We start from the raw sequence: 13,459 nt of genomic DNA, 5'->3' as shown, positions 1-13,459 counted from the left end.
CGACGGCCCTAACCCGTCCGGGCCCTTCCTCGACCCTTCACCGTCCCCACGCCGCCGGGTCCGGCGGTCGTCATCTCGAAGCGCGCCAATACGTTACGACCCCGACCCCGACCGGAGCGGAACATGCGACGCCATCTCGCCATCGTCACCACCGCCACCCTCCTCCTCGGTCTCGCGGCACCGGCGGGGGCGGCCACCGGGCAGGACACCGCAGACGTCCTGCCCGCGACGCCCCTGCCGCTGGGCCCGGCCGGCCTCACCGAAACCCGCGAGACCACGGAGGTCGCGCCGGGGCTGACCCTGACGACGATCCGGCGCGGCGCGCCCTCGCCCGACGACGTCTGGACCGTCCACGTCAACCTGCCCGACACCGTGGGGGGCGACGCCGCCACGGCCACGGCCGCGCTGGGGACGCGGGAGATCGCCCTCGACGTCGCCGCGCGCCTGCGCCAGGAGGGGGAGACGCCCCGGGTGGAGGAGGTCACCGGGCCGGACTTCGCCGACGTCCCCGGCGGCACGGTCGGCCACGCCGTGCGGATCGGCCGCTACACGACGGAGGAGGACGCCGCGTCGGCGCTGCGCCGGGTCCGCGCCGCCGGGTTCGCCGCTACCACCCGCTACACGGCCCAGGACGGGGGGACGACGAGCGGCCCGTGGCGCGTCCACGTACTGACCATCGACTTCGACCGTTTCGACGGCCGCCTCGTCCCCTCCCACGGGCCGACCCTGGCCGGCACCGAGACGCTGTCGGAGCTGGTCGTCGAGCAGGACGCGCTGGCGGGCGTCAACGCCCAGTGGTTCTACGACGACGCGCCCGCCGGCCTGTACGCGGTGGACGGTGAACTGCTCGGAGCGGCCACCGACGGTCGCGCGGGGCTGCGCCTCACCGACGGTGGCCGCGCGGCGGAGATCGGCGCCTACCGGACGGAACTGTCCGTCCGCTCGCGCGGGGCGACCCGCGAGATCGACGGCGTGAACCGCCTCCCGGGCGTCATCCGCAACTGTGGCGGGGTCGGCGGCGACCTGCCCACCCAGCGTCCTCAGCACGATCGCACCTGCACCGACCCCGGGGAACTGGTCCGCTTCACCCCCGACTACGGGCCGGACAGCCCGGCCGGTGACGACGGGGTGGAGGCCGTGCTCGACGGGAAAGGGCGGGTCGTGACACTGGCCCCGGCGCGGGGCACGGCCATCCCCGAGGAGGGCTCCACCCTCCAGGGCATCGGCGACGGCGCCCAGTGGCTACGGGACAACGCGCGGCCGGGCAGCAGGCTGAAGATCACCGAGCGGGTCGAGGACAGGTCGGGCCGGCGCGTCCGGATCGGCCCGGACACCTCCGTCATCCAGGTCGGCCCGACCCTGGTGCGCGGCGGTGAACCGTGGGTGGACGCCTACGCCGACGGTCTGGTCCACGAGGGGACGGACGCCACCTTCTACTACAACTGGGTGCTGCGCCGTAACCCGCGCTCGATGGTCGGCGTCGACGGCGAGGGCAGGGTGCTGCTGGTCACGATCGACGGGCGTCAGGCCGGGTTCAGCGAGGGCGCCTCGATCGCCGAGGCCGCCGACGTCATGGCGGCGCTGGGCGCGCGGCGGGCGATGAACCTCGACGGCGGCGGATCGACCGCGATGGCGCTGCGGGGAGGCGCGCTCGTCAACTCGCCCTCCGACGCCGCCGGCCAGCGGTCCCTGGGCAACGCGTTGCTGGTCGTGCCCCGAAGCTGAGACACCGGGCGGCGAGAGCCCCGCCGCCCGGCCACAATCGGCCACCGCGCCCGAAGGGGCCGATGCGGCCCGGTCACGGGCCACGTTTGGCCCGGGGTTGGCCGTCTCACTGCCCGAAGAGGAGTTACGGAGAGCACCGCGACGGGCACGCAGGATGAGTACGTCCACACTCTGGAGTGACCGATGGGCCACATCACCGAGACCGACGTCCACGACTACATCAACGGCATCTGCTTCAAGACGGGCCCGCCCGGAAGGGTCGGTGTCGAAGCCGAATGGCTCGTCACCGACCCCGCCCGGCCACACGAACCCGTACCGATCGACCTCCTCTCCGCGCTCGTCACCGAGGCCGGCCCGCTGCCCGGGGGCAGCGCCGTCAGCTACGAACCCGGGGGCCAGCTCGAACTCAGCTCGCCCCCCTGCGTGGGGCCGGCCGCCACCTATGCCGCGCTGGCCCGCGATCTCGACCACGTCGCCGCCCATCTGGAAGCCGCCGGTCTGCGGCTTCGCGGCGCCGGACTGGACCCGGTGCGCGACCCCGTCCGCCAACTGAGCTCGCCCCGCTACAACGCCATGGCGCACTACTTCGCCGCGGGAAGCCCCACCGGCAGGACCATGATGTGCTCCACCGCCTCGCTCCAGGTCTGCCTCGACATCGGCGCGGATTCGGCCGACGCCGCGCGTCGTTGGCGACTGGCGCACCGGCTCGGCCCGGTGTTCGTCGCGGCCTTCGCCAACTCGCCGCTGTGGCGGGGCCGCCCCACCGGCTGGAAGTCCACCCGCTGGGCGGTGTGGACCGCCATCGACCCCTCGCGGACGGCGGCCCCCTGCGGCGCCGAACCGGCCACGGCCTGGGCCGGTTACGCGCTCGACGCGCGCGTGATGTCGATCCGCGAGGCCCATGGGGCGTGGACCTCGCCGCCGGGGCTCACCTTCCGGGCCTGGCTGGCCGGACGCCACTCGTCGCGCCCCACCCTGGACGATCTCGCCCACCACCTGAGCACGCTCTTCCCGCCGGTGCGGCCCCGTGGCTGGCTGGAACTGCGCATGATCGACGCCCTGCCGCGACGGTGGTGGCCGGTCCCGGCCGCGGTCGCCGCCGCGTTGCTGGACGATCCGCACGCCGCCGCGGTCGCCACCAAGGTCACCGCGGAACTGTGGGACGACACGCCCCCGTCACGGGCGGACTGGCTGGCCGCCGCGCGCGACGGGCTGGCCGCGCCCGCGCTGGCCGCCTGCGCCCGGGCCTGCTTCGCCGCGGCCGTCGAGGCGCTGCCGGCCCTGGGGGCCGGCGAGCTCGTCCCGATCGTGGACGCCTATCGCGACCGGTTCGTCGAACGTGACCGCTGCCCCGCCGACGACATGCTGATCGAGGAACGCGCATGAGCGAACAGACGACCCCCGAACGGCTCAAGGACCACATCGCCGCCCAGCTCCAGCAGGCGCGAGAACGCAGCGAGGGCCTCACCCTCGACATCCTCGACGACGACGAGCTGACCCGACAGCACTCGCCGCTGATGTCCCCCCTGGTGTGGGACCTGGCCCACGTGGGCAACTACGAGGAGCAGTGGCTGGTGCGCGCCGCCGCCGGCCAGCGGGCCCTGCGTCCCGACATCGACGTCATCTACGACGCCTTCGAGAACCCCCGGGCCGAGCGCGTCCACCTTCCCCTGCTCTCCCCCGGCGAGGCGCGCGCCTACAACGCCGCCGTGCGCGCCCGGGTGCTGGACTCGCTGGAGCGCGCCCGTTTCGAGGGAGGCCCGCCGCTGCTGAACGGGGGGTTCGTCTACGGCATGGTGATCCAGCACGAACACCAGCACGACGAGACGATGCTCGCCACCCACCAGCTGCGCCGCGGCGCCCCGGCCCTGCCCGATCCGCCGCCGCCCGCCCCCGCCTCCGCCGGCCGGCCGGCCGGCGAGGAGGTGCTGATCGAGGCGGGCCCCTTCACGATGGGCACCGACGATCCCTGGGCCTACGACAACGAGCGCCCCGCCCACACCGTCCACCTCCCCGCCTACCTGATCGACACCGTCCCGGTGAGCAACGCCCGCTACCTGGAGTTCATGGCCGACGGCGGCTACGACGAGCGGCGCTGGTGGAGCGACGCCGGCTGGGAGTGGCGCACCCGGTCGGGCAAGCGCGCACCGGCGTTTTGGCACCGTGACCCCGGGGGATGGCTGCGCCGCAGGTTCGGCCGGATCGAACCGGTACCGCCGGAGGAGCCCGTGCAGCACGTCTGCTTCCACGAGGCGCAGGCCTACGCCGCCTGGGCGGGCAAACGGCTGCCCACCGAGGCCGAGTGGGAGAAGGCGGCCCGCTACGACCCGGCCTCGGGTACGACGCGCAGGTTCCCGTGGGGGGAGGAGGAGCCCTCCCCCCGCCACGCCAACCTCGGCCAGCGGCTGCTGCGGCCCGCCCCCGCCAAAAGCCTGCCCGCGGGGGCCTCCCCGGCCGGGGTCCACCAGCTCGTCGGCGACGTCTGGGAGTGGACGTCGACACCCTTCCGGGCCTATCCCGGATTCCGGGTCTTCCCCTACTCCGAGTACTCCGAGGTGTTCTTCGGTTCCGAGTACCGGGTGCTGCGTGGCGGCTCCTGGGCCACCCACCCCGGGATGGCGCGGGCCACGTTCCGCAACTGGGACTTCCCGATCCGGCGGCAGATCTTCGCGGGCTTCCGCTGCGCGCGCGACGCGGAGCCCGTCTGATGGCCGCCACACGGGGGAGGGGCCGCTGATGTGCCGTCATCTCGCCTACCTCGGACCACCGGTCACGCTGTACGACCTGCTCTACACGCCACCCCACTCCCTGCACACGCAGTCCTACGCGCCGCGTGAGCAGGTGCACGGTTCGGTCAACGCCGACGGTTTCGGGGTCGGATGGTACGCGCCGGAACGCGCCGAACCGGTGCGCTACCGGCGCGCCATGCCGATCTGGGCCGACACCTCCTTCGCCGACGTCGCGCGGGTGGTCCGCTCCTCCTGCGTGGTCGCGGCGGTGCGCGACGCGACCGTCGGCTTTCCCGTCGACGAGTCGTGCGCGCAGCCCTTCCGCGGCGACGGGTGGCTGTTCAGCCACAACGGGGCGATCGCCGACTACGAGGCGGTGGCCGACGCGCTGGCGACGCCCGTGCCCAACGGCGTCTTGGACGCGCGCTCCCCGGTCGACTCGGCGCCGTTGTTCGCGCTGGCCGTCCGGCTGTGGCGGGACGGCGCGGAGCTGGGCGCCGCGCTGGCCCGGGTCACCGTCGCCGCCGCGGCACGCTCGCCGGGCCGCTACAACCTGCTGGCCTGTGACGGGACCGCCCTGGCCGCGACGGCCTGCGGCGACACCCTCTACGCGCGCCGCCGCCACGGCGCCGTCACGATCGCCTCCGAACCGGTCGACGACGCTCCGGGGTGGATGCGTGTCCCCGACGGTTCACTGGTCACCGCCAAGGCCGGTGACATCACCATCACTCCGATCCACTGACGGGGAAGCCGCGATGTTCACGATCGACCACCATCTCACCGTCGACGACCTCGCCAAGGCGCTGCGTCACGACGTCCATGACGGGTTGACGGCGACACCGAAGACACTGCCCCCCAAATGGTTCTACGACGAGCGGGGCAGCGCCCTGTTCGAGGAGATCACCCGCCTTCCCGAGTACTACCCGACACGCGCCGAGCGTTCCATCCTGGAGGCCCGCGCCGCCGAGATCGCCGAGGCGACGGGGGCCGACCACCTCGTGGAACTCGGGTCCGGCTCGGGGGAGAAGACCAGGCTCCTCCTGGACGCCCTGCGTGCCGCCGGGACGCTGCGCGGGTTCGTGCCGGTCGACGTCAGCGGGGACTTCCTGGAGACGGCGGCCCGGCGCGTGGCCGAGGAGTACCCCTCCGTCACGGTGCACGCGGTCGTCGCCGACTTCGAACGTCACCTGAACCTGCTCCCCTCGGGAGGGCGCCGTCTCATCGCCATGCTCGGCTCCACCATCGGCAACCAGACACCGGGCCGGCGCCACGCCTTCCTCGCCGACCTGCGGCAGGCCGCGTCGGCCGGGGACGGCCTGCTGCTGGGCCTGGACCTGGTCAAGGACCCCGACCGGCTGGTCGCCGCCTACGACGACGCCGCTGGTGTGACCGCCGAGTTCAACCGCAACGTCCTGCGGGTGATCGACCGCGAACTCGACGCCGACGCCGACCCGGAGGCGTTCGCCCACGTCGCGTTGTGGAACCCCGAGGCCGAGTGGATCGAGATGCACCTGCGGGCCGGCAGGGCGATGCGGGTGCGCCTGCGCGCCCTGGACCTGGTCGTCCACTTCGAGCGGGGCGAGACCGTCCGCACCGAGATCTCCGCGAAGTTCCGTCCCGACGGGGCGCGCGCCGAACTCGCCGCCGCCGGGTTCGAGACGACCCACTGGTGGACCGATCCAGGTGGGGACTTCGCGTTGCTGCTGGCCCGTCCCGTCTGAGCGCCCGTCCCCGTCGCGTGGGGAGGGGGCCGCCGCACCGTCAGCTGTGAGTCATGACTTGTCCGCCCGATGGAACCCAAACTCCGAAATAGTCGTCTCAGCCCCGTATCCCCATGCAAAGGCGGCTCGGTAGGCTCGGCTCACCGGACCGCGTGAACGACGGAAACGGGTACATGACGTGGAACTTCTACTGCTGGTCCTGCTCGCCGTAGCGGTGGCCGCCATCGTCCTCCTGCTGTGGCGCAACAGGGCCAGGAGTGGGGCCAAGGCCGGGACGGTGGTCCCCGACGCCCCGCAGGACCCCTTCGCCGACGTGGCGGGGACGAACGGCGATCCGCGGTCGCTCAAGGCGGGGGACATGGTCGAGTTCGGTGCCGAGCGCACCTGGATCCGCGGCACGCTCCGCCTGTCCGAGGGCGGTGCGACGTGGGCCGAGCACTTCCTGGAGGTCGAAGGGGGCCGACGATGGTTGTCGGTCGAGGAGGATCCCGACGTCCAGATCGCCATGTGGACCGGTCGCCCCGACCTCGACCTCACCCCGCACTCCGAGGTGATCGAGTTGGAGGGGGTCCGCTACCGGCTCACCGAGCGGGGCAGCGCCTCCTACCGTTCGGAGGGCACCACCGGACTGCGCGCCCAGGGCGGCATGGACTACGCCGACTACGAGGGGCCGGACGGCCGTCTCCTGTCCTTCGAGCGCTTCGACCACGGAAGCTGGGAACCCAGTCTCGGCGAGACCGTCCACCCCGGGGCCTTCACGATCTATCCGGGGAGTTAGCGATGCGGGAGACGGTCGCGGTGCCGTTCGTCGACACCCGGGCCGCCGACCTCGTCTGGACCCTCGACCACCCGCCCGCCGACGCGCTCGCGGCGCGCGTGCTGTCCCACGGCGCAACGCGCCTGGAGCTCCGCGTTCTCGGCGCCTCCCACCAGGTGCTGGTGGAGACGGGCGGAACCCGGCTGGTCGAGACGGTGGCCTGCCTGCCCGGAACCCCGGGACGGATGCCGGCCCGGCAGGGGAGGACGGTGCCCGGAGCGGCCTCCTACACGTTCCGTTCCCGGGTGCGGCGGCTGGGACCGGCCAGGTTCGCCGGCCGGGTGGCCGCGCTCCGCCGACGACTGGACGCGCACCCCTGCTCGCTGTTCGCCGTCTTCCCCGGCCACCCCCTGGCGGTCACCGCGCTCAGCGCGCACGTCGGCGGCCGCATCCTGCGCTGGCGTACCTGGCACGCCTACCCCCAGGCCGGGGAGCTGGTGACCACCACCACGTCGGTACGGCTCTCCCCCGACACGGAGCAGAAAACGGAGGACGGCGATGACCGCCGGTGAGGGAACCAGAAACTGGGGGAGAATCATCGCGATCTCCTTTCTGGGCGTCGTGGTGCTCCTGGTACTGATCGCCGCCTGTTCGGCGAACGACTGCGGCGACTACGACCGCGAATCCGGAGGGTTCGAGTACGACGCGGTCACGGGCGAGTACGAGAGGAGACCCGACATCTACGTCTACGACCCCGACGACGGCGACTACGACAAGGTCGGCAACGACTACGTCTACGTCGGCTGCGGCGGCTCCTCGTCCTCCTCGACGACGGTGACATCCGGTTCCACGGGATCCGGTGGCGCCAGCGACAATCGTGGCGGCGGCCCCGGTTTCGGCAAGTGACCGGAGTCTCCCCACCTCCTCCCACCCCCTGACCCCGCTCCCCCACGAGAAGAGAGCCGCAATGGACCTGCTCTACAACATCGGTGCCTGCTTCGCCTACGGCGTCGTCGGCACGCTCCTCATGGCGGTGGGCTACGTGCTCGTCGACCTGCTCACCCCCGGCAAGCTGCACGAGCTGATCTGGGTGCAGCGCAATCGCAACGCCACCCTCATCGTCTCCGCCAACACGCTGGGAACCGCGATCGTGGTGGCGTCGGCGATCCTGGCCAGCGAGGTCGGTCTCGTCGACGGCCTGATCACCACCGCCGTGTACGGCCTGGTCGGCCTGGTGCTGATGCTCGCCTCGTTCCTCATCCTGGACGCGCTCACCCCGGGCAAGCTCGGCTCGATCGTCAACGAGACCGAACTGCACCCGGCCGCCTGGGTGAACGCCAGCGCCCACTTCGCCGTCGCGGTGGTGGTCGCGGCGGCCATCTCCTGATGTCCGAGGCGGCGGAGGCGACCACCACGGCGCGCCCCGGACCGGAGACGGCCCCGTTGCCGGTCGGGCCGCGCCTCGCCAGGTTCCTGGTGTTGCTGGCGGTGTTCGTCTGCGCCGCCTGCGGGCTGGTCTACGAGCTCGCGCTCGTCGCGCTCGGCAGCTACCTGCTGGGCGACACGATCACCCAGGCGTCGATCGTGCTGTCGGTCATGGTGTTCGCCATGGGGATCGGCTCGCTCGCCTCCAAACGGCTGACCGCGCGCCCCGCGCTGTGGTTCGCGGTCGTCGAGGGGGTGCTCTCCCTGGTCGGCGGGCTGTCGGTGCTGATGCTCTACGCCGCCTTCGCCTGGTTCTCGCTGTACCAGCCGGCGCTCGTGCTGATCGCCTTCGTCATCGGCGCGCTCATCGGCGCCGAGATCCCGTTGCTGATGACCCTGATCCAGCGCATCCGCCGCCAAGACGCCGCGAGCGCCGTCGCCGACCTCTTCGCCGCCGACTACGTCGGGGGCCTGGTCGGCGGTCTGGCCTTCCCATTCCTGCTCCTGCCGGTGTTCGGGCTGCTGGAGGGCGCGCTGGTGGTCGGCGCGGTCAACGCGGTGGTCGGGGTGGCGATCGTCCTGTGGCTGTTCCGCGGCGAACTCCCGTTGCGGGGACGCGCGCTGCTGGGGGGCGGACTGATCCTGGTGCTGGGCGCGCTCGCCACCGCCTTCCTCATGGCCGGGAAATTCGAGGTGGACGCGCGCCAGGCCCTGTACCGCGACCCGATCCGCTACGCGGAGCGCAGCGACTACCAGGAGATCGTGGTCACCCAGACCGGCGACGGTGCCGACACGCGGCTGTTCCTCAACGGAGACCTCCAGTTCAGCTCCCTGGACGAGTACCGCTACCACGAGTCACTGGTCCATCCGGCGATGGACGGCCCACGCTCCGACGTCCTCGTGCTGGGGGGAGGCGACGGCCTGGGACTGCGCGAGATCCTGCGCTATGACGACGTCCACAACGTCACGCTGGTGGACCTGGACCCGGCGGTCGTCGAGCTCGCGCGCACCGATCCGGGCATCCGCGCCCTGAACGAGAACGCGTTCGCCGACGAACGGGTCGAGGTGGTCGCCGCCGATGCGTTCAACTGGCTGCGTGACAACCGGGAACGCTATGACGTGATCGTGGTCGACATGCCCGACCCCGACGACGTGGGAACCGCGAAGCTGTACTCGGTGGAGTTCTACTCGCTGGTCCGTCAGGCGCTGGCCGAGCAGGGACGTGTCGTCGTCCAGGCCGGATCGCCGTTCTTCGCCTCCGACGCCTACTGGAGCGTGGGCGCGGGCATGGCCGAGGCCGGGCTGAACTCCACGCCCTATAACGTGGACGTGCCGAGTTTCGGCAACTGGGGGTTCTTCCTCGCGTCGGCCTCCTCATCCGCCCCGCCGCTGGGGCTGCCGGCGGAGCTCCCCCCGACCCGCTTCCTGGACGAGGCGGTGCTGCGCGCCGCGCAGGTCTTCCCCAAGGACCGGCGTCCCACGGAGGCGGCGGCCTCCACGTTGCTGGAGCCGCGCATCATCACCTACCACGAGCGCGCCTGGGTCGGCTACTGATAGGAGTAGGTGTTCCCCCGAGGGGCGCGTACGCGCCGTCCTCTCGGGGACCCTCCCACCCGTCGTGAACAGGGAAGGGGTGGGGAGAGCGGGGGCTATGTGTTTAGATCCCCCGGAAACGGGTGAATGAGGGATGTCCGTTCCCGAAGCAATTCGGCAGGTATCCCCATGGACTCCCTTGACGTCTGGAATGACCGCCCCTCCACCCCGTTGAGCGAATCCGAGATCCGCTCCTTCGACGCGATCGTGGCGAGGTCCACCGTCACCCGTCACCGCCGCGCCCTCTCCCGCTTCGTCGCCCACCTCACTCCCACGACGTGCCGCTGGCTCTGCGACCTCTCCGTTCCCCGGCAGATGTGGCGTTCCCCCTGCTGACCCGTCCCCGTTGCCCGGAGCCGGGGCGAGCGCCACGGCCTAGATGTGGATCGCCACCTTGAACTGGGCGTGGGTGAGCGCGAGCGAACCGGGGGCGTTGTGCTGGACCAGCAACGCCAGGGGGGTTCCCACGTGGCTGAACAGCCCCCAGTGCTTGGCCCGGTACTGCCCGCCCGGCGTACGCGCGTCGTCCTCGGTGCACGTGGAGTCGTAACCGGTGGACAGGTCGAGCGGATCGCGCACGAAGCGGCTGCGGACCTCGGTGTAGTCTCCGGACTCCCAGTACATGAGGCCGTAGAGGTCGGCCCACCCGTCCGCGGAGGGCCAGATGAGCCCGGAGCGGTCGTCCTTGCGCCAGTCGGTGATCTCGTATCCGTCGGGCTGTGCCACCTGGTGCATGCCGTGGGCGTCGTAGGACTCCGCCGTTCCGAACGGGAAGCGGACCACGTGGTAACCGCCCGAGGGGATGGCCTGCGGCTCGTTGCGGATCAGGCTGCACACGTAGACGGGCATGGGGGCTCCTCACCGTTGGGTACGTGGACCGTTGTGGATCATCCTCGACAGACGGGGATAAGTCCAAACGACCTGGAGTACCGGCCTGCGCGGTGGGGGCGGGGGAGGGGCAGTGTCCCCTAACCACAGGCGACGACCTTGGCGGGGCGATGCCCGTCAAGGCCGTCGGGAGGGCGCTGCCACGTGTCGCGCGGCGGTCGTGGCCGGTCTAGAAACGGGGTCGAGGTCCCGCCACGGCGTTGAGCTCGGCGTTGTAGGCCCCGTCGGGGCCTGCGTAGGAGAAGCCCTGGCTGTAGAGGCTGCCGCCCACTCCGCCGATCCCACCGGAGGCGGCGATGAGGTAGGCGCTGTAGGCTCCCTTCGGTCCGGCGAAGGCGAACGAGGTGTGGTAGAGACTGCCGCCCCCGCCGATACCCGCGCTGGCCGCGCCGACCGCGCCCACCGCCATCGGTGCCGCGAGCAGGCCGATGACCGCGGCGCGTTGGATGATCCGCATCTCGTGTCTCCTTGACTGCGATGGTGGACATCTCGGGCCCGGTTCCCGCCGCTCCGCGGCCGGAGACCGATCCCTCTCGTTCGGGTCATACGACCCATCAGGCGCGCTACCGATACATAACGTGACCATTCAACGATTCGTTGTGATGTATCTCGTAGCAATGGCGGACAACCCGGAAGGGCGCGCGGCGGTCTCGTGTGCGATATCCGCTGAGGACGTGCCACCGCGAGCGCGAAAGCCGGCCGGGCGGGGCGGTTCAGGGGCCTGACGCGGGCCGACGCGAACAGCGGCGGGCCGCGTCCGGGGATGGAGTCCGGCGCGGTCCTGGCCGGAAGCGGCCTCGGCGACGTGTCGGTCTAGCGCCGTGCGCCGAAGGGGAGGAAGCGGCGGCGCCGCGCGGTCCCCCGCAGGAGTTCCCAGCCGGGAAAGGCCCCGCTCTCCTCCATCACGTGTCGCAGGGCGTGGAAGAGCCCTTCCTGGGCGAAGTCGGGATCCGGGGCGAGGCAGCCGATGCCCAGTCGAACACCGTCGACGTCGGCTCGGACCCGGTGGGAGAGGCCGAGGATCGCGCCGCCCCCGGGGCCGGTCACGTAGCGGACCTCCCTGGCCCCCCGACCGAGGATCCGGACCAGCGGGGGGCCGGTGACCTCGTCGAGACGGGGGGCGCCGGCGGGGAGGCGGGCGAACCATTCGGTGTGGACGAGAGGCACTTTCGGTCCTTTCGAGCCGGGCGGCGGGCGTCACGGATGGGACGGGAACGCTGGAACGTGTGGGAACGGTGTGGTCCCTGGGGCGGATCAGCCCCAGGGACCACGCGAAGGAGAGGAGTGGCGGTGCCGCTACCGGGCTCTCACCATTCAGAAGGGGCCGAAACCGCCCTCGACGGTCGCGTCGCCCCAGCTCCCCCAGTGGTCGGAGCCCTCATGCACCTCGACCTCGTATCCCTCTTCTTCCTCCCACTCGCCGTGACCCCAGCCGCCATGGCCCCAGCCCCAGCCGCCGTGCCCCCAGCCGGGGAAGCCCCAGCCGCCGTGGCCGGCGCCCCAGCCACCGTGGCCCCAGCCGGGGAAGCCCCAGCCGCCGTGCCCCCGGCCAGGGAGGCCCCAGGCCCCGGGATGACTTTCGGCGGCGGCGGTGCCGGTGATTCCCAGCGCCACGGGCGCCGAAATCAGACCGATGATCACCGCGCGTTTGATGCTTCGCATGTCGTGCTCCTCGTGTGAGGCGTTGGGCACTCGGAGAGGGGCCTTCGTTGTGTCGGGTCGAAGAGGACCGACCTCGTCCGAGTCGGGTTCCCATGTGGATCCCACGAGGTGCGCTACCACGACAAAAGGCGTCCATTCGACCATGACCCATGTCCGATCTCATAAACGCTCGTGCCATCCGAAACGAAGGCGGAAAAGGAGGGAACGCGGTATCTCGTCATGAAACGGAGCTGCGAAAAGGAGGGGGAGGGGAAAGGTGTACGTGCGTATTGGGGGTTTTCCCCTTATATATGTGTGAACCCTGGCGAGCGGGTGCTCGCCAGGGTCTTCCCTGGGAAGGAAGTCGTGGGCGGTGTGGTGGCCGCCGGTTGGTGTGGGTTAGTAGAAGAGGCCGTCGTTGGTGGAGGCGGTGACGTTGACTTCACCGGCGCCCTTGGGGCCGGCGAAGGAGGCGTTCTCCTCGTAGAAGGAGCCGCCGCCCCAACCGCCCCAGCCGCCACCCCAGCCGCCGCCCCAGCCGCCGCCGAAGCCCCAGCCGTCGCCGCCGGCGAAGCTGGTGACGTCCCATTCGGCCGCGCCGTAGGGGCCGGCGAAGGAGGCGCTCTCGTTGAACAGGGAGCCTCCGCCCCCGAACCCGCCCCCGATGCTCGCGTTGGCCGCACCGGCGATTCCCATGGCCATCGGCACCGTGAGGAGGCCGACGGTCACACCGCGCTTGATCCAGCTCATGTCGTGCTCCCTTGTCGTTGACAGGAGTGTGGGCACTGCCGGGCCGGCCGTTCGTCGTGGTGAAAGGGGGCCGGTGCCGGCGTGAGGGTGGTGACCCTCGCCCCCCAGCTACCAGAACCCATAGTGGCCAATCAGTGACAACGAGTGTCGATCTTCACGTTCGCAACGAGCAACCCACCACCCCACCAACCACCACAACCCCCCTTATCACCAACAAAAAACACCACCAC

16 protein-coding genes are annotated in these 13,459 nt (G+C 71.5%); 11 read left to right on the top strand and 5 right to left on the bottom strand.

Annotated elements, in window-relative coordinates; translation table 11 throughout:
- Window positions 1-123 precede the first annotated feature (123 nt).
- The 11 genes from B5D66_RS13565 to B5D66_RS13515 all read left to right on the top strand — a co-directional run bounded on the left by B5D66_RS13565 (window position 124) and on the right by B5D66_RS13515 (window position 10,286).
- Window positions 124-1,725 (top strand): phosphodiester glycosidase family protein, encoded by a 1,602-nt coding sequence (locus B5D66_RS13565; protein WP_078762096.1) that lies wholly within the window; start codon window positions 124-126, stop codon window positions 1,723-1,725.
- A gap of 183 nt (window positions 1,726-1,908) precedes the next feature.
- The gene (gene egtA, locus B5D66_RS13560) at window positions 1,909-3,111 is read left to right on the top strand and encodes an ergothioneine biosynthesis glutamate--cysteine ligase EgtA (protein ID WP_078762095.1); all 1,203 of its coding nucleotides are present in this window, start codon (window positions 1,909-1,911) and stop codon (window positions 3,109-3,111) included.
- Window positions 3,108-4,433: an ergothioneine biosynthesis protein EgtB gene (egtB, locus tag B5D66_RS13555; protein ID WP_078762094.1), complete on the top strand. Its 1,326-nt coding sequence runs from the start codon at window positions 3,108-3,110 to the stop codon at window positions 4,431-4,433. Before egtA ends, egtB begins: the two co-directional genes overlap by 4 nt.
- Before the next feature lie 28 nt (window positions 4,434-4,461).
- On the top strand, window positions 4,462-5,196 hold the full coding sequence (gene egtC, locus B5D66_RS13550) for an ergothioneine biosynthesis protein EgtC (RefSeq protein ID WP_078762093.1): 735 nt from the start codon (window positions 4,462-4,464) through the stop codon (window positions 5,194-5,196).
- A gap of 13 nt (window positions 5,197-5,209) precedes the next feature.
- Entirely contained in the window at window positions 5,210-6,175 is a 966-nt protein-coding gene (gene egtD / locus B5D66_RS13545) for an L-histidine N(alpha)-methyltransferase (RefSeq protein ID WP_078762092.1), read from the top strand.
- 232 nt (window positions 6,176-6,407) lie between these two features.
- Window positions 6,408-6,953: a DUF4178 domain-containing protein gene (locus B5D66_RS13540; RefSeq protein ID WP_394330057.1), complete on the top strand. Its 546-nt coding sequence runs from the start codon at window positions 6,408-6,410 to the stop codon at window positions 6,951-6,953.
- A gap of 2 nt (window positions 6,954-6,955) precedes the next feature.
- Window positions 6,956-7,504, top strand: a complete 549-nt coding sequence (locus tag B5D66_RS13535; protein WP_078762090.1) for a DUF2617 family protein — start codon at window positions 6,956-6,958, stop codon at window positions 7,502-7,504.
- Window positions 7,491-7,838 carry a hypothetical protein gene (locus tag B5D66_RS13530; RefSeq protein ID WP_078762089.1) on the top strand — a complete coding sequence of 116 codons (348 nt, stop codon included), beginning with the start codon at window positions 7,491-7,493 and terminating at the stop codon, window positions 7,836-7,838. Before B5D66_RS13535 ends, B5D66_RS13530 begins: the two co-directional genes overlap by 14 nt.
- Before the next feature lie 61 nt (window positions 7,839-7,899).
- Entirely contained in the window at window positions 7,900-8,319 is a 420-nt protein-coding gene (locus B5D66_RS13525) for a DUF350 domain-containing protein (protein WP_078762088.1), read from the top strand.
- Window positions 8,319-9,911, top strand: coding sequence for a polyamine aminopropyltransferase (locus tag B5D66_RS13520; RefSeq protein ID WP_078762087.1), 1,593 nt, complete (start codon window positions 8,319-8,321; stop codon window positions 9,909-9,911). The genes B5D66_RS13525 and B5D66_RS13520 overlap by 1 nt, the downstream gene beginning before the upstream one ends.
- A gap of 168 nt (window positions 9,912-10,079) precedes the next feature.
- A complete protein-coding gene (locus B5D66_RS13515; RefSeq protein ID WP_078762086.1) occupies window positions 10,080-10,286 on the top strand; it encodes a hypothetical protein in 207 nt (68 codons plus the stop codon).
- A 39-nt stretch (window positions 10,287-10,325) separates the two neighbouring features.
- Here the strand turns inward: B5D66_RS13515 and B5D66_RS13510 are convergent, their stop codons facing one another.
- The 5 genes from B5D66_RS13510 to B5D66_RS25745 all read right to left on the bottom strand — a co-directional run bounded on the left by B5D66_RS13510 (window position 10,326) and on the right by B5D66_RS25745 (window position 13,229).
- Entirely contained in the window at window positions 10,326-10,799 is a 474-nt protein-coding gene (locus B5D66_RS13510) for a hypothetical protein (RefSeq protein WP_078762085.1), read from the bottom strand.
- 208 nt (window positions 10,800-11,007) lie between these two features.
- Window positions 11,008-11,295 (bottom strand): hypothetical protein, encoded by a 288-nt coding sequence (locus B5D66_RS13505; RefSeq protein WP_078762084.1) that lies wholly within the window; start codon window positions 11,293-11,295, stop codon window positions 11,008-11,010.
- 356 nt (window positions 11,296-11,651) lie between these two features.
- On the bottom strand, window positions 11,652-12,005 hold the full coding sequence (locus tag B5D66_RS13500; RefSeq protein ID WP_078762083.1) for a hypothetical protein: 354 nt from the start codon (window positions 12,003-12,005) through the stop codon (window positions 11,652-11,654).
- Window positions 12,006-12,152: 147 nt separating this feature from the next.
- The gene (locus B5D66_RS25105; protein ID WP_144390116.1) at window positions 12,153-12,500 is read right to left on the bottom strand and encodes a hypothetical protein; all 348 of its coding nucleotides are present in this window, start codon (window positions 12,498-12,500) and stop codon (window positions 12,153-12,155) included.
- A 378-nt stretch (window positions 12,501-12,878) separates the two neighbouring features.
- Complete coding sequence (locus B5D66_RS25745; RefSeq protein ID WP_078762082.1) at window positions 12,879-13,229, bottom strand: hypothetical protein; 351 nt, start codon at window positions 13,227-13,229, stop codon at window positions 12,879-12,881.
- Between the last annotated feature and the right edge of the window lie 230 nt (window positions 13,230-13,459).

Origin of the sequence: Marinactinospora thermotolerans DSM 45154 (assembly GCF_900167435.1) — a bacterium.
Classification (GTDB): Bacteria; Actinomycetota; Actinomycetes; order Streptosporangiales; family Streptosporangiaceae; genus Marinactinospora; species Marinactinospora thermotolerans.
The sequence above is the reverse complement of the archived record's forward strand: the minus strand, read 5'-3'. Positions and strand labels throughout refer to the sequence as shown.